Source organism: Bacillus sp. D48C (genome assembly GCF_053345735.1).
This window is the reverse complement of record NZ_JBKFAQ010000004.1, coordinates 374,078-397,404: the sequence shown is the minus strand read 5'-3', so window position 1 is coordinate 397,404 and position 23,327 is coordinate 374,078. Positions and strand designations below refer to the sequence as shown.

Genomic DNA, 23,327 nt, shown 5'->3' with positions numbered 1-23,327 from the left:
TAATTAAAGAGTCAATATATATAGAGGAGAGAGTAACATGCTTGAAAATACGGGGTTAGTATTAGAAGGCGGCGGTATGCGTGGTGTATATACGGGCGGGATATTAGAATATTTTATGGAACAAGATTTATATTTTCCATATGTAATCGGTGTATCAGCTGGTGCTTGTCATGCAGCGTCGTATCTTTCCAGACAAAGAAATAGAAATAAAACAGTAAATATTGATTATGCATCACACCCGCAATATTTATCGTATAAAAACTTATGGAGAAAACGCCAATTATTTGATATGGAGTTCATTTTTCATGAGATTCCAGAAAAGCATGTACCGTTTGATTTTGAAACATACTTTAATAGTCCAGAGCGTTTCCTTGTAGGCACAACAGATTGTGAAACAGGACAGTCTGTTTATTTTGAAAAAGAGGGGACAAATGATGATGCACTAAATTTATTACAAGCATCTAGTTCATTACCTTTCATTGCACCTGTAGTAAATTACCGTGGTAAGCAGTTATTAGATGGAGGAATTTCTGATCCGATTCCAGTTCGTAAAGCGCAAGAAGATGGATTTAAAAAATTAGTCGTTATTTTAACGAGAAATCACGGTTACGCGAAGAAAAAATCAAAGTTTGGATGGATTGCAGCGAAAGCGTATAAAAAATATCCGAACCTTGTTAACACGATGCTGAATCGTTATGAAGTGTATAATGAAACGCTTCACTACATTGAAAAAGAAGAGCAAGCGGGTAATTTATTTGTTATTCGCCCAGAAGTGCCGCTTCAAGTAGATCGTATGGAAAAAGATACAGCAAAACTACAAAATTTATACGAGCAAGGCTATGAAGATGCAAAGAGACAGTTTGCAGATTTACAGTCGTTTTTACAAAAATAATGATTAGGCTGCGGAGAAGAATTTCTCTGCAGTCTTTTTATTATTGGTTTCAATACCGAATGTTGGTTATACACGTTTTTAGATTATGGTATAATATGGATAAAAGTATGTGAAGAGGTGATACATATGGAAAATGTATATAAAGGACTTAGACATACTGGATTTATTATGATGTTTATTTTTGGTAGCGTATTTTTACTTCGCTGGTTTATTCATGATGAAATGTTATTAGATCAACTTATTAGTTTTAGTGTGGGCATAGTAATGGTTATTTCATCAGTTTTCATTCAAAAGTATAGTAAAGAATTACAGGTAGAAGAGAAATATTAAAAGGTTATAAGCTCCTTCATATTTTGGAGGGACCGTTATAGTTTGAATGATTGTTATAAAAGAAAAGTAGAGCATCGGATTTCGATGCTCTACTTTTTTAATGTGGTAAGAATATTAATTGATAAGCAAACAAAATTCCAAATACATATACAAGTGGGTGAACAGCACGGAATTTACCTTTTGCCACTTTCATAAGTGGGTATGAAATAAATCCAAGAGCGATACCTGTTGCGATACTTGATGTAAGTGGCATGCTTAAGATTACTAAGAATGCTGGGAATGCTTCATCAAATGCGTCCCAATCGATGTGGCGAACTGATCCCATCATAAGACTACCAACGATAATTAATGATGGTGCAGTAATAGCTGATACACCAGAAACGGCACTTACTAATGGTCCGAAGAATGCTGCTAGTGCGAATAAAACAGCTACTGTAACAGTTGTTAAACCAGTACGACCACCAGCTGCAACACCAGCAGATGATTCAATGTAAGCTGTTGATGGTGTTGTTCCGAACATAGAACCGATTGTTGCTGAGAATGAGTCAGATAGAAGAGCTCGTCCTGCTTTTGGAAGCTTTCCGTCTTTCATAAATCCACCTTGTTGTGCAACGCCAAGTAATGTACCTGTTGTATCAAATAATGTAACAAGGAAGAATGAGAATACAACGCCGTATAATCCGTAGTTAATTACGTCAGATACAGCAGTAATTGGATTTGAAACGATAATTCCTTCTGGTAATCCAGGCATTGATGTAACACCGTTTGAGAATGTTAATTGTCCTGTGAAGAAAGCGATAATACCAGTTAATAGCATACCGATAAATAGTGCGCCATTTACATTTAAAGACATAAGGATAATAGTAATTCCAAGTCCAGCTAATGCTAGTAGAACTGGAGCAGAGTGAAGATCACCAAGTCCAACTAAGTTTGCATCATTTTTTGTAACGATACCTGTTAAACGTAAACCGATAAAGGCGATAAATAGCCCGATACCAGCAGTAATTGCATGTTTTAAGTTTTCAGGAATTGCTTCCATTAATTTTGTACGGAAAGATGTAAATGATAGCAAAATTAAAATCATACCTGCTACGAATACAGCAGAGAATGCAATTGCGAAAGTCATGCCTTCATGCGCTTTTACAACAGAGTAAGAGAAGTAAGCATTTAATCCCATACCTGGTGCAATTGCGATTGGTAAGTTTGTAAAGATCGCCATAAATAATGTTCCGACAACAGCAGCGATAATTGTTGCTGTAAATGCTTGTTCAAATGGAACACCTGCATCCCCAAGGATGACAGGGTTTACGACAATGATATATGCCATTGTTAAGAAGGTAATAATACCTGCCATAATTTCAGTTTTAATAGAAGTTTTATGTTTTGAAAGGTTAAACATATAAACATCCTTTCTGTTTACGAATAATTTTCACAACAGTTATATATAATATTCGTTTTTTAACTATTTTGCAATAGTTTTGTATAAAAAGTTTACAACAATTCATATTTTGTGTCTTAAATTCGAATATTAATCGTAACTTGATGTGTGAATTTCAGTTTTTATTATGCACATTATAAGGAAAAGGAGTTGAAAGAAGCTATGCCACAGCAAAAAAACTTTGTAACAATGCCAGCGCAACATCAAAATAAACAGCCTGGTATTGAATCATTAATGAATCCACTTCCGCAGTTTGAAGATTCAAATTATAAAGGTAGCGAAAAGTTAAAAGGAAAGAATGTATTAATTACAGGGGGAGATAGTGGGATTGGACGAGCTGTTTCCATCGCTTTTGCGAAAGAGGGAGCAAATATTGCGATTGCTTATTTAGATGAGGAAGAAGATGCAAATGAGACGAAACAACGTGTTGAAAAAGAAGGAGTAAAGTGTGTATTGTTGCCGGGTGATTTAAGTGATGAACAGCATTGTAAAGATGTTGTTCAAGAGACCGTCCAGCAGCTAGGTAGTTTACAGGTTTTAGTAAATAATGTCGCGCAGCAATATCCGCAGCAAGGACTAGAGTATATTACAGCAGAACAGCTAGAAAAGACTTTTCGTATTAATATTTTTTCTTATTTTCACGTTACGAAAGCAGTACTTTCTCATTTAAAACAAGGAGATGTCATTATAAATACGGCATCTATCGTTGCATATGAAGGAAATGAAACGTTAATTGATTATTCCGCAACAAAAGGAGCTATTGTTGCTTTTACAAGATCACTTTCTCAATCATTAGTACAAAAAGGAATTCGTGTAAATGGTGTTGCGCCGGGACCGATTTGGACACCGCTTATTCCATCGAGCTTTGATGAGAAGAAAGTCTCTCAGTTTGGGAGCAATGTCCCGATGCAAAGGCCTGGTCAACCATATGAGTTAGCGCCGGCATATGTATATTTAGCGTCTGGTGATTCTTCTTATGTTACGGGACAAATGATACATGTAAATGGGGGCGTTATTGTAAATGGATAGTTTTCATTTATAAGAGCAAAGTAAAGCTAATTACAATTATTATGGTGAGCGCTAGGGGGGATATAGGTGAAAAGGGTATGTTTCGTTTTACTATTATTTTTCTTCCTACCGGTTAGTGCTTTTGCTGATACAGATCATTTAATATTAGTGAATCTTACCACAAACCAGTTGTCTTTTTTTGAGAATGGAAATTACACAAAAACATTTCCAGTAACGACTGGAAGAGATCGTACACCTACGCCTGAAGGTAATTTTTGTATTATAACTAAATTTAAAAATAAAGAATACCATCGAAAAAAAATAGCTGGGGGTGCACCGAATAACCCTCTTGGTACGAGATGGCTTGGGCTAGATAAGAATGAATATGCGATTCACGGGACAAATCGGGAATGGACGATTGGAAGTAGGGAATCAAATGGCTGTATTCGCATGCATGACAGGGATATACAATGGTTATATGACCGAGTACAATTACAAACAAAAGTAATCATTTCTCGTTTTCATACGAGCCCCGAATATGAAGCGAATAAGCTTGGTTATCGCGTTGTGAGCTGGAATGGACGAAAAATAGAAGAAGAACAAATTGGAGTACTTACGTTAGTAGACCGCGCAGATATATATTGGCAAGAACCAAATGGACAGTTAACGAAAGTGAAAACGGTATTGCCGAACGAAAGATATCCAGTGTACTCAAAGCGAAAAGATGGAATATATTATATAGGAAACAATTCGTATATTATAGATGAAACAGGAGAGAAAATTCGTTACGAGCAAATTCCTTCTTCGATCTTAAGTAATATATATAAACGGAAATACAATGTTCCGTAATGGCTACCGTATTACAGACGGTAGCTTATTTATACTTGGAGTTTAACTGCAACTATTGTATTTTGCTGAATATAATACAGTACAGATAGGGGGCGGTTATATTATGAAAAGTGAATTTGCGTTTAAAGTTTTCTTAGTAACGACCTGTTTATTTATCGTGTATTTATATGCGTTTCTCGTCTTTTCTTTTTATGTTCCATATGTTGATTTAATATTATTCTTCGGATTTATTTGGGCGTTTGTGAAAGCGAGGGAAGGAGAGAAGAGTATATATCGGCGCATTACCCTATGCGGGACGGCCGTTCTCGTTATTTTATATTTTTTTATTATGCATGATTTTTGGAGAGGGATGTAAAAAAGCATACGATGAATCGTATGCTTTTTATGTTTAATATTTAGGCTTAAATGTATGACAACAAGTCTCTACACTCGTTGCTACAGAACTTTCTAGCGTCTCGTTTGTTAAAACAGCAGCTGTATATGAATCATTTTCAGTTTGACCAGTTTCATCTGCATCAGGCTGAACGACGATCGCACTTGCTTGACAAAAGTTACCTTGTCCCCAAAAAGAACAGTTGGAAACAGAACATCTTACTTCTGGCATAAAACCCCCTCCTTATACATTAGTGTGGGATTTTACGCCCATTTCATGTGTAGAAGGAGTTTCCTTTTCTCGTTACTTTTTCGTTTGCTCAAGCCATTCTTTTAATTTGTCTTTTGGCTGTTCACCGCTAATACGGCTTACTTCTTTGCCATCTTTAAAATGAATGATTGTTGGTGTACCTTGAATTTTATATTCATCCCAAGGAGCATCTAATTTTTCAATATCCATAACTTTCATATCAACGTTCAAGTCTTTAGCCATCGGCACTACGACAGGAGATAATTTTTGGCAATGAACGCAAGATGTTTGATAAAAGTATACTGTTTCTTCTTTTTTCTCTTTTAAGTTCTTTTGAAGATCTGAAAGAGAGATTTTATTTGTGTAGTAGTCAGAACCGTTTGTCTTACTTTCAGTAGGATTATCAATTTTTTGGCTAGTAGCATTTTTTTCTTCCATTTGTGTTACTGCAAAAATTGCCACGAACAAGGCGATAATAATACCACCAAATATAAGCATTTTTTTCATTCTTTCATCTCCTTATTTGTTTTTGATGACAATAAAGCTACAAACAGCGATTGTAATAAAGCCGATAAGTGCTAAAAACGGGATTGTCACAAAGCCGAACCAGTTTATGTATTCTCCCGTACATGGTACACGTCCACAAGCTGCCCCAGCTGCTGAAAATGCTGCGACTTTTTGAATTGCATAGTGATATAAAGAAATACAAGCACCAATAGTTGCGATTGGTAAAGAATAAGTTGCGATGCGATAGTCTTTCTTTGCCACAGCGATACCGAGCCATAAAACGAATGGATACATAAAAATACGTTGATACCAACAAAGAACACAAGGCTCAAATTTCATGATTTCGGAAAAGTACAGACTTCCTAGTGTAGCGATAAAAGAAGCTCCCCATGCGGTAAGTAAAGCATATTCTTGCTTTTTTTCTCGTCCCATATTTTATACCTCTCTTATAATAGTTACATACTAAATTATAGTATGAAGTGGTATGGAAAAGAAAGAAAAAATATGTTTATCAATAAAAGTTTTATAAGGAGAAACTTTTATTGATATAAATATTTTAAAAAAGCGCCATTCTCCGGAAGAGAATAGCGCTATAGTTTACATTTGAATTTGTTCTACTTCTTCTACATGCGACTTTTGGGATGCGTGGTCAATATATTGAAATAGGAGCTGCAATTGTTTATCAACTTCTGGTAGTTCTTTACTGTATTGATAAGCGTGTAAAAAATGCTCAATACGCTTAGAAAATAATTGATCGTTCGTTTGAACCATGAGAACGAGTAATTTATCCCAATTACAGCAATACGTGTAATAGAGAGCTTTATCATAGTCGTTATATGTTTGCACTGTGTACCCTCCTTACCGAGAGTTATATATAGTGTGTGATAAGTAAGGAGAAATACACTTGAAAGAATTTGTTAAGAAAAAAAGTGAATGAAAAGAAAAAACGAGGAGTTTCCTCGTTTTTTAAGCTTTTGGCATTGGCGTAGGTGTTGGTTTACCATAGCCTTCTTTGTATTTATTATCGATATAGTTACGAATTTCAAGCGTTGATTTTCCTTTTTGTTTCATGGAAGCAGATTCAACTGCGATTTCTAGGCAATTGACGCAAGTCGTTGCGTGGGAGTCCCAAACAACTTCACCATTCTTTTTAATTTCACGAATAAAGCAGTTTTTATTATTTTTATGTCCTACACTTTCACCGCAACCACAATAGCATGGAATCCAATCTAATAGCTCTGCATTTTGTCCAGCGACAGTGTAGATATCTTTCATTTGTGGATCAAGCTTATCTAGGAAGGTAGGAAGTGTGTCGACTCCTTTTGTTTTCTCTTGAATGTCAGCTTGCTGAGTGTGCGATGCGTGGTCATGTTCTTCTTTTTTTGATTCAGAAGATTTTTGGTCATTTGTACCAGTACTTCCGCATCCAGCAAGAATTAAGCTTAGTACTGCAAGTAAAGAAAATACATACTTTTTCATTCGCTTGTCCCCTTTACAAATGTATTAATCAAATTGTATCAGAGATTACGGTGTATCGGTTGAAGATTTTTTTGACTGATTTTTGAAGCGCCATCTTAGCGAATGGAATAGAAATAAAATTGGGATATAAGCGTATACAATATATAAACCCGCTTGAGATAGTACGGTATTTAATGTGTTGATACTTTCACGGTTTGTGAAAAGTAGAGAAGCTGAAAATATGATGAAAATAAAAAACGGTAATGTAAATTTAAATGAAATATGAAAGGAACGCTTCACCGTTTGACATGATGACCAAATGGTTAAGCAAAGGTTTGGTAAAATAATTAAAAACCAAACGAAAATAATAATATATTCAAAGCGCTGAATAAAAGGAACTTTAATTATTTTTAACATCGTTAAAGTAGGCCAAATAGTACGGTTTAATTGACCCTCACTATAATACATAAAAGATACGATAGCTAAAACTACATAAATTAAGGTGCTGAAAGCAATTCCAGCATGGGCCCATCGCTTTAAAGATTTTCCTTTTTCAATAAAGGGATAAAAGATAAGAATTGTTTCAAACCCTAGAAATTCCAATGCAGAGTGTTTTGCAGATATAAGCATGTCAAAAGGTGAATGTGTAAAAATAGGTAAAATATTACGGAAATGAGCATATTTCATTGGATAGATTAAAAAGAATACAACGAAAATAGGAAGAACAATACCCCAAAAACATATCCCTGTCACAGAACGGAAGCCACCTTTTATAATGTAGTAAGTGACTAACAAAAACATAAGCGTAAGTTTCCATAACTTAATGGTAGGGAAAATCCAAACTTGTATCACTTCCATATATGTACGAAGAACAGTAAGGCAAAATAATAAGCAATAAAGAGTGAAAATTACAGAAAATATAGAGCCAAACCACTTTCCAAAGGTTGTTGTATGGATACTAATTAAATCTCCGTCTTTTTCAAGCATTTTTAACATACAAAACAGCACAATATGAGTTGCAATTCCCGCAATAATAAGAGAAATCCAGGCATCATAACCAGCGTTTTTTAAAATTACACGTTGATATCCGAGAATTCCTATACCAATCTGGAGAGAATGCAATAAAATAAATGCAAAATATGGAGAGACTGTCTTTGTTTTATTCATTGTATTCATTGCTTATCTCACCTCACTATTCTCCGATTCCAGATTGTACAATATTAAGATCTAAATTTATATCCACCGCTACATTTTTATACATATTTCGAATTTGTTTTATATTCCATTTTCTCGTATGGCTTCTAATTTCATCTCGTATTCCTAAAGGATCAATTTCCTTTTCTTGAAATTGTTTTATTAAATCTTCACAGTCTTTTTCGACATTTCGTTCAATTTGTTTTTTTATATAGTTGATATTTGTTTTTTTTCTTAAATCAATCCAATTAGGAGAGTTTTTAATTAATCCATTTAATTTTAAATGGATTTTTACTTTTGGTATGTCGCCAGTTTGATCTATATCATACTTATTTTCCCCAGCTAAGTTTTGTATAACAACCATACCTTTATGTTTATCCTTTGTTATCGCTGCTTCGTAACGTCCATTTTTCGTAGGGTTAATAAGTAATTTTGCTAAAACAGAATGTCTTTTATCCGTATACATGACGACTTTATCGCCTTTTAAAAAGGCAAGTCCTTTGACAGCGACAGAATGATTATCGTCCATTTTAATATAAGGAACATAGGCATCACATACAGAAGAGTAATAATTATATAAAAAAATGTTTAATTCAGTTTGTGGAATGTTCTCATTTCTTATATTTTGCTCGAGTAAATCAGCAATATATAAAGACCCATTTTTTTTTCCGTAATTTAAAAGCTCTTCAGCCGATCCATCTACAATTGCTAGTTGTACATCACGCCCGATATTTGGGTCACGTTGTAAGTTAGTAATAATCTCTCCCATTCCGCGTTCCCCTAGAGCCTTTCCAAATAGGACGACACGCATTTGACCTACAACAACATTGTGAGGAGATTTCGCATTTAATCGTGAAGCAATTGTTTCAAGTGAACGGGCAGATGTTGTTTGCGTCTCTGGTTTAGACTTTACACCATGTGTGTACTCTGGGAATAGAATAGTTCCTTGGAATTTTTTGTTTTTTGTGATGTCAAATCCAGCAATATGAATAATACGCTGTGCATCCACTATATACGTTTGTGTACAGCCAGTTTGTAAAACGAAGAAGATAATGATAAGGTGCAATAAAATTTTTTTCATTCATTCTCACCATCACGTTTTTGCTTCGATTTGTTTGGATTGTAGCGCCATTTTGATTTTGGTCTAAGAAAAGAAGGTCTTTGTGCCGTTTGACTAAATGGTAATCGAAGAAAACCTTCTGCTGTACCTAAACCACGAAATGGATATAAAGGTAATAAATAAGGTGATCCAAGTGATTTTAATTTAATTAAATGAGCTAGAATAAATACAAATCCGACAATAAGGCCTAATCCTCCGAATGCACCGGCTAAAAGAATAAGAGGAAAGCGTAACAACCGGATAGTAGAAGACATCTTTACAGTCGGTGTTGTGAAAGATGCAAGAGCGGATAAAGCAACTGCAATTAATAAAATTGTACTTGTCAAAGCCGCTTCAACAGATGCTTGGCCAATTACAATCCCCCCAACAATCCCAATCGTTTGTCCAACTTTTGTCGGTAAACGCGCTCCCGCTTCACGAAGCAATTCGATTGTAATTTCTAAAAAGAGTGCTTCTAGAATAGGAGGGAAAGGTACGTTAGCTCTCGAGAAAATAATAGGACCTAGTAAATCGGCAGGAATCATTTGATAATGATATGTTAAAGCCGCTGTATAAATAGCGGAGGAAAAAAGAGAAAATATAGCCCCAAAAAAACGAATAATACGAAAGAACGATCCAATCATCCACGGTAAATAATAATCTTCTGGTGAAATGAAAAAATCCAGTAACGTTGTTGGTCCTGATAAAGCATATGGAGAGCCATCTGTTAAAATCAAAACTTCCCCGTTAATTAACGCAAATACAGCTCGATCTAATCGTTCTGTAGGTAATAGAACAGGAAAAGGTGAATTGCTATTATCACTAATAAATTGCTCAATCATAGTTGAATCAAATGGGACATCAAAGTCAATGTCTTCTAGCCGTTGTATTGCGGTGTTGATAAATTGTTCATTTGTAACTCCTTCTATATAAGCAACTGCTACTTTCGTTTTTGATATAGATCCGACGGTAACTTCTTTAAAAATGAGTTGCTCCGTTACAATATTTCGGCGTAATAAGTGTATATTTGTATCAAGGTTTTCAACAAAACCGATTTTAGGCCCGATTACGCTATACTCATTTTCTGTATCGTTATATAATCGTGTTCCTAAAACAGTACTTTCAGCACGAATTAAAGCATATTGATCGGGATTCGAATTGTTTTTTAAGCGTATTAAAATATATCCACCTAATAATTTCTCACGAATATCATCAATAGAAGGGGAGGTAATAATATCTTCAATAGAGACGATATTACATAAATCAGAGATATTTTGAATTTGTTCCGATTCTTTTTTTAGAGGAGTTAAAATAAATTGTTTAATAATAAGTGCTTCCACGACAGATTTATAATAAAACAAGCATAACGTTTCATCTTCAAGTACGTTATAAGAAACAAAATCGCTTGATTCTTTCATGGTTTGTATAAATTCTGGGATAGAACAAAGTGTTTTTGTATTAGTCTTTTTTGATTTCTTAGATGATAAACCGAACATTTTCTCACCCCTAACTTACATCATTTACTTGTGTTAGTTTTTGGGAAAGACGGGAATTTATACTTAAAAATTGAAAGTTCATAAAGAAAAGGAAGAGTGGTGAATGGCTCTTCCTTTTTAGCATTTTAATTTGTTTTTTGTTCTTTAATAGACTTCACTAATTTCATCATTTCCGCTCGTATATCTTCTCTTTTTACATTTAATTTTTCGGCAATTTGTTTAATGTCCATTCCATCTTTTTTCATTTTTAATACATCATCAAGAGGGGTATTGCTTTTTTGAGAGATGATTGTTAACACAGTAAGATGACGCAATTTGATGTTATATTCTTTCATTTTTTGCTTTAGCTGATCCGGTGTGGATTTTTGCATAGTTGCTAACTGTTGTAGCAGTGCTTGCTTTGTTTCTTTATTCATATGATGCTTTTTCAGCTTACTTGGATCTACACCGAAATGCTCGGCTGTTTTCTCCCAAGATTTATTTTGCTTATAGTAAGATAAAACATCTTTTATTTCTTGTTTACTGATTCTTGCAATGTGAGCAGCTCTCCAAATTTCATGTTTGTTATAGCCAAGTTTTTCTAGCGATTGCATTTCTTCTTCTGAAATTGGTTTATGATGATGCATTGTTACTTCTTTTGGCGTGGCAGCGGACGTAGGGAAGGTGGATATCCCGCATAATAATGCTGCCATAGTCATACTTACTGCGATTTTTTTGTACATGTAAACTCCTCCTAGATGGATAATGTAGAAAACTGTACACATATCATTTCCATAAAATGTGAAATACTTGTGAACAAGTTAAGTTTTTTTATTCACAGTATGAAATGACGTTTTTAGAAGTTTTCCAACATAAAACATTGATTAATAGTAAAAAACTAAGGTATAATCGAAATTGAAAATCAATATCAATGCCAACAATAAACTTATACATATAGATAAAAATAAGGGAGAGATAAATATGACTACATATACTTCCATCGCTAATGTGATTAAAGAAAGGCGCTCTGTTCGTACATTTACAGACAAAGCGGTAGATAAAGAGTTATTAATTGAACTATTAAACGACGCAACGTGGGCACCGAATCATAAATATCGTGAACCATGGAATTGTAAATTATACATTGGAGAAGGCCGCAAGAAATTAGTAGATGCAGTATTAAACTCTTTCACAGAAGAAGAAAGAGCAAAGCGCGGTAAAATTTTATCAGATCGTTTCTTAAGCACGCCTGCACAAATCGTTGTATATATAAATGAAGATCCGCGTCAAATTCAGCGTGACGAAGATTACGCTGCAACATGTGCATTTATGCAAAACTTCCAGCTTCTTGCTTGGGAACGCGGATTAGGTTGCGTTTGGAAATCAGGCGGATTGAACTACAATCCATTATTTATAGAAGGAATCGGTTTAACAAGAGGACAACGTATCGTTGGAATTCTTCATATCGGCTATTTCGATAAAGCGCCAGAAGGAAAAGCTCGTACTCCGATTACGGAGAAGATGGAGATTATTGAAGGTTAATAGATGAGACATTCTCGTTTTTGCGGGGGTGTCTTTTTATTATGCAATCAATCCTCATGAAAGCTTGTTTTTCATCATACACTTTCTTAAGGGAAAGTGTAAGGAGGGAAAATAATGAGAGCAAGTGACGATAAAGCACTGCAATATGCGATTGCGGAAATTACGGAAATTGCGACGGGATTTGGGCTTGATTTTTATCCGATGCGTTATGAAATATGTCCAGCGGAAATTATTTATACATTTGGTGCATATGGGATGCCAACGCGGTTTTCACATTGGAGTTTTGGAAAACAGTTTTTCAGAATGAAATTACAATACGATTTAGGTCTTAGTAAAATATACGAACTCGTTATTAACTCTGATCCATGTTACGCCTTTTTATTAGATACGAACTCTTTAATTCAAAACAAATTAATTGTAGCGCACGTTTTAGCACACTGTGACTTCTTCAAAAATAATATTCGTTTTTCAAATACGAAGCGAGATATGGTAGAAAGTATGGCGGCAACAGCGGACCGTGTGAAAGCGTATGAGCATAAGTACGGAAAAGCAGAGGTAGAAACATTTTTAGATGCCGTACTTGCCATTCAAGAGCATATTGACCCATCGATTATGCGTCCAAAACTTGCGTGGAGTATTGAAGATTTAGAAGAGGATGTAGAAAAGAAAAAGATATCACAGTACGATGACTTATGGAATTTAGATGATCGAAACAAAAAGAGAGAACGACCTAATATGCATAAAAAGAAGAAAATTCCGCCGCAACCAGAGAAAGATTTACTCCTCTTCATTGAAGAATATAGCCGTGAGCTAGAAGATTGGCAGCGAGATATATTAACGATGATGCGTGAGGAAATGCTATATTTCTGGCCGCAGCTTGAAACAAAAATTATGAATGAAGGCTGGGCATCATACTGGCATCAACGCATACTCCGTGAAATGGACTTAACATCTTCTGAAGCGATTGAATTCGCAAAGCTTAATGCAGGTGTAGTTCAACCATCAAAAACAAGTATTAACCCATACTACCTAGGTATTAAAATGTTTGAAGATATAGAGGAGCGCTACAATAACCCGACAGAAGAAATGAAACGACGCGGTGTAAAACCAGGATCTGGCCGTGACAAAATCTTTGAAGTACGCGAAATCGAATGGGATGTATCATTCTTAAGGAACTACTTAAACAAAGATCTCGTAATGAGAGAAGATATGTACTTATTCCAACGCCAAGGAAAAGAATATAAGGTAATAGATAAAGAGTGGGAACATGTACGTGATCAGCTCGTAAATATGCGTACAAATGGTGGCTTCCCGTACTTAGTAGTAGAAGATGGTGACTACTTAAAGAACGGAGAGTTGTACATTAAACATAGTTACGAAGGAATTGAGCTCGATTTAAAATACTTAGAAAAAGTACTGCCATACATTCATCAGTTATGGGGAAGAACGGTGCATATGGAGTCGATTGTGGAAAGTAAGGGCGTTGTGTTTTCTTATGATGGGAAGATGGTGCATCGGAAGTATGTGTGATGAAAAGAATGGACATAGGATACTGTGTCCGTTCTTTTTTATTTGGGGCAAAGTTAAATATGCTATTCTTGAAGAAAGGGAGTTATATAGAGAAATGGAGCGATTCAAATGAGCAAAATAGGGGTATGCAAGGTAGATATTACGCCGCCTGTCGGTATTGATTTTGTTGGATACCATAGAGAGACAGGAATAAATAATATTGAAGAGCATATTTATGGGACAGTTTTTGTATTTGAAAAAGATGAAATGAAAACTGTGTTTATAAGCATTGATAATATTGGGATGTTAGTAGAAGATACGAATATTATTCGTGAGCGCGTAGCTAGCAGGCTTCATGTGCCATTTGAGCGAATAACAGTTGTTTATACACATACACATTCTGGTCCGGAAACTGTTGGTGAGCAAGCTTTAGTAAAGTCGTATAAAACGAGTTTAGTAAATAATGTAGTGCACGGTGCTGTTACTGCAAATAATAACTTGGGGCTATGTGAAGTTGGCTGGAGTGTTACGACAGGTGATATTGGGATAAACCGAAGAGAGAGAACATCTGATGGAAGAGCAAAGATGGGAACAAATATAGAGGGTGTTGTAGATAAGCGAATTGGCATGTTAGCAATAAGAAATGCTGAAACGAAGGAGCTATCTGGGATTATTGTATTTTGTACTGCGCATCCGAATGTTTTAAAAGGTGATAGCGATGTATTATCAGCGGATTATCCTGGAATGACGAGGGAGATTCTTGAGAAAATCGTAAATTGCCCTGTTATTATTGTGCAAGGAGCTGCTGGTAATGTAAATGCGAAGTATCGCGGTTCAAGGGAAGCAGTAAAGCAAATGGCTTACACACTTAGTGGACATGTATTAACAATATTGCCAATAGTTACATATAGCCCAATTGTAAATTTAAGAACAGTTTCGAGTATGATGCAAATGAAGTTGAAAGATATTCCTGAAATGAATGAGATACGAAGCATGGCTCAATTGGCGGAGAAGCAGTGGGGTGTGAACACGGACGAGTGGCTTACTATCGTTTTAGAGAAATATAAGCAAGGTATTCGGCAGTTACGTATTGATTTAGAAGTTCAACTGTTTCAAGTTAATGATGGAATGTTCTTTGGTATACCGATGGAACCTTTTTCAGAAACCGCGTTAGAAGTGAAAGAGAGTCTTCAAAATGAAATAGCCTTTCTTGGTGGATATACGAATGGATATATTGGTTATTTACCGACAAGGGAAGAGTTTACATATGGTGGATATGAAGTAGAATTAAATCCTGTTGTATATGGGTCTGTTACGAATTTATTGATGCCACCGGAGAAAAATACTGCGGAGCTGATTGTGAAGAAGGTTACGGGCTTATGTAATAAAGTGAAGCTTTAATAAGACAGATTTTTGAAAGCAGAGTAAAGAATATAAATAATTGTTTGAGTTTATTAAGTCAATGTAATTAACAATGATTATCATTGTTAATTACATTGACTTCTAAAAAAAGAAAAACTAGAATTTATAAAGGGATCCTCAATTGTTTGCTATCACTTGTATAGGAGGTAAGTTATGTTGGATAGCTTTATTTCTATAAGATGCAGGTTGGCTCTTTATCGTTTTGGTGTTCTTTTTATATTTTTTTGCATAGTATTTTTGGTGCATCAGAAGGTGTATGCAGAAGATGTACCGTGGACATCGGTCTCAAATGAGGGAGAACGTGAACTGTTTCAAGAACAATCATTGTATAGTAATGATCGAAGGGGAGAAGATCTTGTTTCGCCCTCATTTGAAGGGCGAAAACATGGTGGGGAAGATTGGGGAGCATATTTGGAAAATAGTACGTTAAATTATTCACCTAATATTCTTACCTATTCTGTTATAGGAAGCGATGATCGAATACGGGTTAATGATACAAATTCATATCCGTATAGCGCTATAGTCCATGTTGCGACTCAGTAAAATAGTGGAGAAGTTTATGGGTGTACAGGAGCACTAGTTAGTAAAGATACAGTGCTTACAGCTGGACATTGTATTTACAATAAAGAAATTGGTGGATGGGCGACAAATGTTATTGTGACCCCTGGTAGAAATGGAAACCAAGCACCGTATTTACCTTATAGTTGGACAAAACTCTATTCAGTAAGTGGATGGACTGATAATGAAAATTCAGATTATGATTATGGAACGATTAAATTAAATGGGTCTCCAGGAGATTATATTGGCTGGTTGGGATATAGAACTACCTATGTAGAATCACAAAAAGGTTTACTTGCGGCGATTCCTGGATATCCCGCTGATAAAATAGGAAATGAACGTTACACAATGTGGAGAGACTATGGTCCAATTGAGGGAGTTTCTCCTAGAATGTTAACATACAAGATTGATACTTATGAGGGGCAAAGTGGATCACCTGTATATCAGTATTTCGATACCGGTATCAAAATAATAGCCATTCATACAAGAGGAAATAAAAATATGAATTTTGGAAATCGGATAACAGACGATGTGTTTAATAATATTAAAAAATGGCCTGAATAAATATAGTAATTCTATTTGGATTTTGTATTGTATATTGGTCATAATCATGATGTCTAGTTATATAGTAAATAACGAAGAGAATGTTAGTAAAGTTGTTAATCCTATAACTTTCTATGTTCAAAATAAAGAGAAACAACAGATAAAAGACTTTGAAATTATGCTTATAAAAGATGAATTACCTCAGCCTAGTAAAGAAATCGTGATTTCGATAGGGAAAACTAATCAAGAAGGAAAATTGATTTGGAAGATTCCTAGAAAAGGAAAGTATATAATTTTATTGCCGAATAATGAGAAAAAAGAGATTGTGATTAATGATAGAAATGTAGCTAAATTAATAATGATTAACGTAAATTAATAAAAATTGTGAAGTAAGTATAAATTTCAGTCTAAAGATTAAAAACTTTACAATATACCCTGAAGGGTATATGATATTATACAAAGTTATAAAGTAATGTATAATATAGTTACAATTACGGAGGTGGTCTATAGTGGAATACAATCAAGATATGAAAAATAGATTGAAACGTATTGAAGGTCAAGTTCGTGGTGTGCTTCGTATGATGGAAGAAGGAAAAGATTGCCGAGAAGTTATTACACAGTTAACGGCATCTCGTTCTGCACTTGATCGTACAATTGGACTTGTTGTTGGAACGAATTTAGAGCATTGTTTACGTGAACAGTTTGAAAGTGGCAATGGTTCAAATGAAGAGTTAATTAAAGAAGCTGTTCAATTACTTGTAAAAAGCCGATAATCTGTCAAACGTAAGTGTTGACAGATTTTCAAAAACATTTTAATATACCCCTACAGGTATATGTATGTAAATTGTGGAGGAATCGATTATGAGTATAAAAGTGGATATGAGTTTAGATTGTAAAGGTTTGGCTTGTCCGATGCCTATTGTGAAAACGAAGAAGGCGATAGAAGGGTTAACACCAGGGCAGGTGATTGAAGTTAAGGCAACAGATAAAGGATCTACGGTAGATATAAAAAGTTGGGCGAGTAAAGTAGGACATCAATATATCGGGACGAAACACGAGGGTGATGTATTGGTGCATTATGTTAGGAAAGCAAACGAGCATGAAGTGAATGAAGCTGTGAAATATCCACATACAATTACGAATGCAGAGTTGGAAGAGATATTATTAAGTGAGGAAGAGTGTATTGTATTAGATGTTCGAGAAGCAGCGGAATTCGCTTTTGGTCATATTCCATCGGCCATTTCGATGCCGTTAGGAGAGTTAGACAGTGCAGCGTTAGATCAGACGAAACAAATTTATGTTGTTTGCCGAACTGGTAACCGTAGTGATGTAGCTTGCCACATGTTGAAAGAGCAAGGTTATGCAAATGTGAAAAATGTCATTCCAGGTATGTTAGAGTGGCAAGGGAATGTGAAAAAATAAAATTTTTTAAATGAAAATATACCTATGGGGGTAATTAAATGAGTGTTAAATCGTTAAAAGCGAAAGATGTTGCAGAGAAAGTTTTATTCGGAGAGTTGTTTATTTTAGATGTTCGTAATGAGAAGGATTATGAAGATTGGAAAATTGAAGGAAAACAAGTTTCTTCTATTAATAAACCTTATTTTGATTTGTTAGATGGTGTAGAACATATTGTAAGTGAATTACCTAAGGATAAAGATGTTTTAGTAGTATGTGCAAAAGAAGGGTCTTCTATATTTGTGGCAGAGCAATTAACAGAGGCTGGATTAGAAAATATTTATTATTTAGCTGGTGGCATGAAGGCTTGGAGTGAATATGTAAAGCCTATAAAAGTTGGAGATTTAAAAAATGGTGGAAGTATGTATCAGTTTAACCGCCTTGGAAAAGGCTGTTTATCTTATATGGTCGTTTCAAATGGTGAAGCAGCAGTTATTGATGCAGTAAGAACAGCCGAGGCATATGAAGAATTTGCGAAAGAGCATGGCGTTACGATTACGAATGTAATGGATACACATTTACATGCAGACCATATTTCCGGAGGACGTAAGTTAGCGGAAAAGGTAGGTGGTACGTATTGGTTACCACCAAAAGATGCAGAGGAAGTTGTTTTTTCATACGAACCGCTTGTTGAAGGATCTGTTATTACGGTGGGGGGGACTAAAATTGTAATTGACGCATTATACTCACCAGGACATACGATTGGAAGTACGTCATTCATTGTAGATGATTCTTATTTATTATCAGGCGATATTTTATTTGTAGATTCAATTGGGCGTCCTGATCTTGCTGGTAAGGCTGAAGATTGGGTGAGTGATTTACGTAATACTTTGTATAGCCGATATAAAGAGCTATCTCAAAATTTAGTTGTGTTACCGGCTCATTATTCAAAAATAAGTGAAATGAACGAAAGTGGTATTGTTAGCGCAAAATTAAAAGATTTGTTTGCGAATAATGCGGGGTTAAATATTGAGGATGAGGTAGAGTTCCGTAAAACTGTAACAGAAAACTTACCACCTCAGCCAAATGCATATGAAGAAATTCGTCAAACCAATATGGGTAAAATTCACCCAAGTGTGGATAAAGAGCGTGAAATGGAGATTGGTCCAAATCGTTGTGCAGTGCACGAATAATGAAATAAATAAAAAATGGAGGAATTGATGATGAATATAAAACAAGTGTTAGATGCGAAAGGTTTAGCATGTCCAATGCCGATTGTAAGAACAAAGAGAGCAATGGATGCTCTACAAACTGGAGAAGTGTTAGAAATACATGTAACGGATAAAGGGTCAGTTAAGGATATTCCAGCGTGGGCAAATAAATGTGGCCATGACATCGTAAAGCTTGAAGAAGAAGGCGATGTGCTGAAGTTTTGGATTAGGAAGGCGTAGTGAAGCAATAGTTTTGTAAATATAGAGAGGTTGGTTATATGAACACAATATTAAGTATGCTTTTTATTGTACTTGCTGCAGGGTTTGTTATTTCACGATTTTTACCAGTGAAAGGTGTGCAAAATATAAATGGCAAAGAATTGAAAAGTATAGTGGGGAAAAAGGGGAAGTATTTTATTGATGTCCGTACAGTAGGTGAGTATAGAGGGAATCATATGAAAGGCTTTCAAAATATCCCCCTAAATGATCTAGCAAGTAAGGCGAATCAATTAGATAAGAATAAGGAAGTAATCGTTATTTGCCAAAGTGGAATGAGAAGTAAGCAAGCAGCAAAGGTATTGAAAAAACTAGGGTTTCAGCAAGTAATAAACGTTTCAGGTGGTATGAATGGTTTGTGAGGAGGAAATGTAAAATGAAAGAAATGACTACAAAAGAATTAGAAGAAAAATTGTTGCGTAAAGAAGCGGTAAATATTGTGGATGTACGTGAAGTAGAAGAAGTAGCTGAAGGGAAAATTCCAGAAGCATGTAATATTCCACTAGGACTATTAGAGTTTCGTATGCATGAATTAAATAAAAATCAGGAATATATTATCGTTTGTCGTTCAGGCGGGAGAAGTGCAAGAGCTGTTCAATTTTTAGAAAGTTACGGTTTTCAAGTAATCAATGTGGTAGGTGGTATGTTAGCTTGGGAAGGAAAAGTAGAATAGGGAGAAACAATTTTTTATAAATAAAAAAATACCCCTATAGGTAATTGGAGGGAGAACAATATGGAACAACAGAAGAAAACAACAATCGTTTTATTTAGCGGAGATTACGATAAAGCAATGGCTGCTTATATTATTGCAAATGGTGCAGCGGCGTATGATCAAGAGGTAACTATTTTTCATACTTTCTGGGGATTAAATGCTTTAAGGAAAGATGAATATGTGAATGTAAAGAAAACATTTATAGAAAAAGTATTTGGAAGAATGATGCCACGCGGTGCCGATAAGATGGGATTATCCAAAATGAATTTTGCTGGCATGGGGCCAAAGATGATTAAAGGCATTATGAAAAAACATAACGCAATGCCTTTGCCAGATTTAATTGATTTGGCGAAAGAACAAGGAATTAAACTTGTAGCTTGTCAAATGACAGTAGATTTATTAGGGTTAAAAGAGGAAGAGATTATGGAAGGGATAGAGTTTGCAGGCGTAGGGGCATATTTAGCAGATGCTTCGGATGGGAATGTAAACTTATTCATTTAAATCACCTTCTTTTTAGAAGGAGGGGGATGTAAGGTGAGTTTAGTATTATTACTTTTTATAATTGGGTTTATAGGATCGTTTATATCAGGAATGGTTGGAATTGGCGGTGCGATTATTAATTATCCGATGATCTTATACATTCCAGTATTGTTAGGATTTACTGGTTATACGTCACATGAAGTGAGTAGTATTACAGCGGTACAAGTATTCTTTGCAACTTTTGCAGGCGCATGGGCTTATCGGAAAAGTAATGATATGGATAAAACGTTAGTTGTGTATATGGGAGCTAGTATTTTAATAGGAAGTTTCATAGGGAGCTTTGGTGCTAACGTATTAGAGGAACATACGGTCAATGTTGTTTATGCAGCGTTAGCAACAATTGCTGCTATTATGATGTTCGTACCGAAACGAAATAACAGTGGTGAAGTGACATATAATAAATGGTTAGCAAGCTTGTTAGCGTTTATTGTAGGAGGAGCATCAGGCATTATAGGTGCTGGCGGTTCTTTCTTATTAGTACCGATTATGTTAGTTATTTTAAAATTGCCGATACGTACAACAATAGCAACATCTATCGCTATTACGTTTATTTCCTCAGTAGGGATTACGACTGGAAAAGTGATAACTGGTCAAGTAGTTGTAATTCCAGCTCTTATTATTGCGGTTGCAAGTATCTTTGCTGCGCCGCTTGGAGTGCGAGTCGGGAAGGGGACCAATCAAAAAGCACTGCAATATATGTTATCGATTTTGATTGTAGGCACTGCTGTTAAAATGTGGATTGATATGATATCGAAATAAAAGGATGGGCTGCTTGTAGCCCATCCTTTTATTTATGCCCAAATAACTTTCATTAAGTTTTTATATTCGTCATTTGCTAATTTATATAGCATTCTCGTATGTTCAAAGACAAGTGCTGGATTAAAGTTTGGTTCTGAGAATGCAAGAGATGCTGAAATATCAATTGCATTTTGCTTGTTTAATGTGAATTTTGCAAAGCGATAAGATGTGTTTAATTCATTAATGACATGTAAAATATCATTTGTTGATGTTGCATCAGGCACGTGAGCAACATTGAAGCAGTATATATCCACCGTAGGATGTTCGTTTTGGAAAGCAGCGATAAGTTGAATTTTTGCGCCAGCTTCTGTCTCTAATCCTACTGAAAAATGAACAGAGCCATCATTTTCATCTATATTTTCTTCCATGTATATATCGTTGGATTTTAAGTAGTCTTTAAAATCTGAGATGTTATGTTTTACTGCAGCTTTCATATGTATGAGCCCCCTGATAATTGGAATAGATTGCTACTATTTATTATAATTTAAAAATATTAAAAAAGATAGTTAGAAAGTTCTGATTTTTGATTCTGACGAAATAAAAAGAAGCAGTACTCTACCTCCATAGAGTACTGCTTCTTTACTATTCATTGTCGTTAGACGATGTTTCTGTATCTTCACTGCTATTTTTGTTCTTATTTTTCACTTCATTGTTACTTGATTCGCGTTCACTTGAATTTTCAGACTTAGATTCTTTTGTCTTTTTCGAATCAGAGTCTGAGTCAGACTTTGTATATGCAGGTAGCCCAAGATGAGTACGAAGTTCATTTGTAACATTAGCTAATTCTTTTTTATCTGGATTGTAGTAGTAAGTTCGACCACCACCAGCAGATTTGCTACATGTATCGTCACCTTTTGCCATATAGCAATCATCACCTTGGATTTGTAATTTCTCAATTTCCGAATCCGATCCGTACTTATAGAATGAAAGCATATCATCAAATGTTAAGTTTGTAACGAATTGTCCGTTAATATCATCAATGATGTTGCCAACTTTTGTTACAGAACCAGCATTTGTTAGTTTCTTTAAAATAGCTTCGATAACGAGTTGTTGACGTTGTCCACGCATTGCATCACTATCGATGTGTCTTGTTCTAGCAAGAGCAAGAGCTTCTTCGCCATTTAACTTTTGAACACCTTTTTCTAGGTGAATTGCCTCAGCATTATCATTGCTATCTTGCTCAGTAAATTCAACTGGTACATCAACTTCAACACCGCCCAAGTCATCGACGATTTTTATAAATGATTTAAAGTTAAATTTCACAAAATAATCGACAGGAACATTCATTAATTTTTCAACTGCATCAATGCTTGCTTGTGGTCCACCATTTTTTCCGTTTTTAGCAGAACCGAATGCATGAGCATGTGTAATTTTATCTTTTTTCTTTTCTATTGGAATATAAGTATATGTGTCACGTGGGATACTTAATAGTTTAACAGTTTTGCTATCTTTATTAAATGTTGCAAGTAAAAGCGCGTCTGTTCTTATAGCTTCACCATATTCTTTTCCTCGGACATCGCTTTCATCAACACCCATTATTAAAACAGAGACGTTATTTGTAATAGGTTTAACAGCTTTATCTCGTAAATCTGATTTATCACCGCGTGCTAAATCGTGTGCGGCATTTCGAACAGCAGAAGATGCTTTATTTACTAAAAACCAAGTATAACCGCCACCTATTAATAAAACGAATAGTATAGCGCTTATAATAATTTTTATTTTTTTCTTATTTTTGTTCGGTTTACTGCGTGTATTTTCTTGCAAAGATGGGTTTTGCTCCATTTCCTGTACTCCTTCATTTGGATTGAAATACGACACTCATATCCACTTATTATAATGAAATTTAGCGAAAAAAAACATTACAAATCATTTACATTTCGTAAAAATTCAATTTATTTATAAAAAGTCAGATTTTCTATATATTCTTTTTTAGATGTAGAATAAGT

29 protein-coding genes and 1 pseudogene are annotated in these 23,327 nt (G+C 35.1%); 18 read left to right on the top strand and 12 right to left on the bottom strand.

The window, feature by feature from the left end; all coding sequences use genetic code 11:
• Positions 1-37: 37 nt before the first annotated feature.
• Positions 38-892, top strand: coding sequence for a patatin-like phospholipase family protein (locus ACLBXA_RS13940; RefSeq protein WP_000892702.1), 855 nt, complete (start codon positions 38-40; stop codon positions 890-892).
• 126 nt (positions 893-1,018) lie between these two features.
• Positions 1,019-1,222, top strand: coding sequence for a hypothetical protein (locus ACLBXA_RS13935; protein WP_000432808.1), 204 nt, complete (start codon positions 1,019-1,021; stop codon positions 1,220-1,222).
• Positions 1,223-1,319: 97 nt separating this feature from the next.
• On the opposite strand, the gene ACLBXA_RS13930 is transcribed toward ACLBXA_RS13935, so the two are convergent.
• The gene (locus ACLBXA_RS13930) at positions 1,320-2,621 is read right to left on the bottom strand and encodes an NCS2 family permease (RefSeq protein WP_000482710.1); all 1,302 of its coding nucleotides are present in this window, start codon (positions 2,619-2,621) and stop codon (positions 1,320-1,322) included.
• Between the two features lie 201 nt (positions 2,622-2,822).
• Between ACLBXA_RS13930 and ACLBXA_RS13925 the strand changes: the two genes are divergently transcribed.
• The 3 genes from ACLBXA_RS13925 to ACLBXA_RS13915 all read left to right on the top strand — a co-directional run bounded on the left by ACLBXA_RS13925 (position 2,823) and on the right by ACLBXA_RS13915 (position 4,872).
• Positions 2,823-3,689, top strand: a complete 867-nt coding sequence (locus tag ACLBXA_RS13925) for an SDR family oxidoreductase (RefSeq protein ID WP_001136291.1) — start codon at positions 2,823-2,825, stop codon at positions 3,687-3,689.
• Positions 3,690-3,755: 66 nt separating this feature from the next.
• Positions 3,756-4,517, top strand: a complete 762-nt coding sequence (locus ACLBXA_RS13920) for a L,D-transpeptidase (protein WP_000831959.1) — start codon at positions 3,756-3,758, stop codon at positions 4,515-4,517.
• 103 nt (positions 4,518-4,620) lie between these two features.
• The gene (locus ACLBXA_RS13915; protein ID WP_000834195.1) at positions 4,621-4,872 is read left to right on the top strand and encodes a hypothetical protein; all 252 of its coding nucleotides are present in this window, start codon (positions 4,621-4,623) and stop codon (positions 4,870-4,872) included.
• A 33-nt stretch (positions 4,873-4,905) separates the two neighbouring features.
• Here the strand turns inward: ACLBXA_RS13915 and ACLBXA_RS13910 are convergent, their stop codons facing one another.
• From ACLBXA_RS13910 to ACLBXA_RS13870, 9 genes are all read right to left on the bottom strand, one after another.
• The gene (locus tag ACLBXA_RS13910; protein ID WP_001115488.1) at positions 4,906-5,121 is read right to left on the bottom strand and encodes a DUF1540 domain-containing protein; all 216 of its coding nucleotides are present in this window, start codon (positions 5,119-5,121) and stop codon (positions 4,906-4,908) included.
• 72 nt (positions 5,122-5,193) lie between these two features.
• Positions 5,194-5,646, bottom strand: a complete 453-nt coding sequence (locus ACLBXA_RS13905; protein ID WP_000738451.1) for a thioredoxin family protein — start codon at positions 5,644-5,646, stop codon at positions 5,194-5,196.
• Between the two features lie 12 nt (positions 5,647-5,658).
• The gene (locus ACLBXA_RS13900) at positions 5,659-6,078 is read right to left on the bottom strand and encodes a disulfide formation protein C (RefSeq protein ID WP_000532267.1); all 420 of its coding nucleotides are present in this window, start codon (positions 6,076-6,078) and stop codon (positions 5,659-5,661) included.
• A 165-nt stretch (positions 6,079-6,243) separates the two neighbouring features.
• A complete protein-coding gene (locus ACLBXA_RS13895; RefSeq protein ID WP_001195459.1) occupies positions 6,244-6,492 on the bottom strand; it encodes a YhdB family protein in 249 nt (82 codons plus the stop codon).
• 120 nt (positions 6,493-6,612) lie between these two features.
• Entirely contained in the window at positions 6,613-7,125 is a 513-nt protein-coding gene (locus ACLBXA_RS13890; RefSeq protein ID WP_000761026.1) for a PCYCGC domain-containing protein, read from the bottom strand.
• Positions 7,126-7,170: 45 nt separating this feature from the next.
• A complete protein-coding gene (locus ACLBXA_RS13885; protein ID WP_044783314.1) occupies positions 7,171-8,280 on the bottom strand; it encodes a GerAB/ArcD/ProY family transporter in 1,110 nt (369 codons plus the stop codon).
• A gap of 16 nt (positions 8,281-8,296) precedes the next feature.
• Positions 8,297-9,379 carry a Ger(x)C family spore germination protein gene (locus ACLBXA_RS13880; protein WP_044783313.1) on the bottom strand — a complete coding sequence of 361 codons (1,083 nt, stop codon included), beginning with the start codon at positions 9,377-9,379 and terminating at the stop codon, positions 8,297-8,299.
• Positions 9,376-10,893: a spore germination protein gene (locus ACLBXA_RS13875; RefSeq protein WP_044783312.1), complete on the bottom strand. Its 1,518-nt coding sequence runs from the start codon at positions 10,891-10,893 to the stop codon at positions 9,376-9,378. The genes ACLBXA_RS13880 and ACLBXA_RS13875 overlap by 4 nt, the downstream gene beginning before the upstream one ends.
• A gap of 125 nt (positions 10,894-11,018) precedes the next feature.
• On the bottom strand, positions 11,019-11,615 hold the full coding sequence (locus ACLBXA_RS13870) for a hypothetical protein (protein WP_000276984.1): 597 nt from the start codon (positions 11,613-11,615) through the stop codon (positions 11,019-11,021).
• A gap of 238 nt (positions 11,616-11,853) precedes the next feature.
• Here ACLBXA_RS13870 and ACLBXA_RS13865 point away from each other — a divergent pair, with 238 nt between their 5' ends.
• The 13 genes and pseudogenes from ACLBXA_RS13865 (at position 11,854) to ACLBXA_RS13805 (ending at position 21,342) form a co-directional block, all read left to right on the top strand.
• The gene (locus ACLBXA_RS13865; protein WP_000214814.1) at positions 11,854-12,414 is read left to right on the top strand and encodes a nitroreductase family protein; all 561 of its coding nucleotides are present in this window, start codon (positions 11,854-11,856) and stop codon (positions 12,412-12,414) included.
• 114 nt (positions 12,415-12,528) lie between these two features.
• Complete coding sequence (gene spoVR, locus ACLBXA_RS13860; protein WP_001202690.1) at positions 12,529-13,944, top strand: stage V sporulation protein SpoVR; 1,416 nt, start codon at positions 12,529-12,531, stop codon at positions 13,942-13,944.
• Between the two features lie 108 nt (positions 13,945-14,052).
• Positions 14,053-15,324 carry a neutral/alkaline non-lysosomal ceramidase N-terminal domain-containing protein gene (locus ACLBXA_RS13855; RefSeq protein ID WP_098900346.1) on the top strand — a complete coding sequence of 424 codons (1,272 nt, stop codon included), beginning with the start codon at positions 14,053-14,055 and terminating at the stop codon, positions 15,322-15,324.
• A gap of 174 nt (positions 15,325-15,498) precedes the next feature.
• Positions 15,499-16,467, top strand: a pseudogene (locus ACLBXA_RS13850) (trypsin-like serine peptidase).
• The gene (locus tag ACLBXA_RS13845) at positions 16,433-16,822 is read left to right on the top strand and encodes a DUF2606 family protein (protein WP_000335660.1); all 390 of its coding nucleotides are present in this window, start codon (positions 16,433-16,435) and stop codon (positions 16,820-16,822) included. The pseudogene ACLBXA_RS13850 and the gene ACLBXA_RS13845 overlap by 35 nt, the downstream one beginning before the upstream one ends.
• 133 nt (positions 16,823-16,955) lie before the next feature.
• The gene (locus tag ACLBXA_RS13840; RefSeq protein WP_000456202.1) at positions 16,956-17,219 is read left to right on the top strand and encodes a metal-sensitive transcriptional regulator; all 264 of its coding nucleotides are present in this window, start codon (positions 16,956-16,958) and stop codon (positions 17,217-17,219) included.
• An 88-nt stretch (positions 17,220-17,307) separates the two neighbouring features.
• Positions 17,308-17,868, top strand: a complete 561-nt coding sequence (locus tag ACLBXA_RS13835) for a sulfurtransferase TusA family protein (protein WP_447617257.1) — start codon at positions 17,308-17,310, stop codon at positions 17,866-17,868.
• Between the two features lie 38 nt (positions 17,869-17,906).
• Complete coding sequence (locus ACLBXA_RS13830; protein ID WP_079245092.1) at positions 17,907-19,037, top strand: MBL fold metallo-hydrolase; 1,131 nt, start codon at positions 17,907-17,909, stop codon at positions 19,035-19,037.
• A gap of 27 nt (positions 19,038-19,064) precedes the next feature.
• A complete protein-coding gene (locus tag ACLBXA_RS13825; protein WP_002093886.1) occupies positions 19,065-19,295 on the top strand; it encodes a sulfurtransferase TusA family protein in 231 nt (76 codons plus the stop codon).
• Between the two features lie 38 nt (positions 19,296-19,333).
• Positions 19,334-19,693 (top strand): rhodanese-like domain-containing protein, encoded by a 360-nt coding sequence (locus ACLBXA_RS13820; protein ID WP_079245093.1) that lies wholly within the window; start codon positions 19,334-19,336, stop codon positions 19,691-19,693.
• A 14-nt stretch (positions 19,694-19,707) separates the two neighbouring features.
• Complete coding sequence (locus ACLBXA_RS13815) at positions 19,708-20,004, top strand: rhodanese-like domain-containing protein (protein WP_000661810.1); 297 nt, start codon at positions 19,708-19,710, stop codon at positions 20,002-20,004.
• A 60-nt stretch (positions 20,005-20,064) separates the two neighbouring features.
• Positions 20,065-20,544 (top strand): DsrE/DsrF/DrsH-like family protein, encoded by a 480-nt coding sequence (locus ACLBXA_RS13810; RefSeq protein WP_079245094.1) that lies wholly within the window; start codon positions 20,065-20,067, stop codon positions 20,542-20,544.
• A gap of 33 nt (positions 20,545-20,577) precedes the next feature.
• Positions 20,578-21,342, top strand: coding sequence for a sulfite exporter TauE/SafE family protein (locus tag ACLBXA_RS13805; protein WP_000060625.1), 765 nt, complete (start codon positions 20,578-20,580; stop codon positions 21,340-21,342).
• A gap of 32 nt (positions 21,343-21,374) precedes the next feature.
• Here ACLBXA_RS13805 and ACLBXA_RS13800 read toward each other — a convergent pair whose 3' ends face one another.
• Together ACLBXA_RS13800 and ACLBXA_RS13795 are read right to left on the bottom strand one after the other, a co-directional pair.
• Complete coding sequence (locus ACLBXA_RS13800) at positions 21,375-21,815, bottom strand: hypothetical protein (protein ID WP_000642361.1); 441 nt, start codon at positions 21,813-21,815, stop codon at positions 21,375-21,377.
• Between the two features lie 148 nt (positions 21,816-21,963).
• Positions 21,964-23,163, bottom strand: coding sequence for an LCP family protein (locus tag ACLBXA_RS13795; protein WP_000437427.1), 1,200 nt, complete (start codon positions 23,161-23,163; stop codon positions 21,964-21,966).
• Positions 23,164-23,327: the final 164 nt, after the last annotated feature.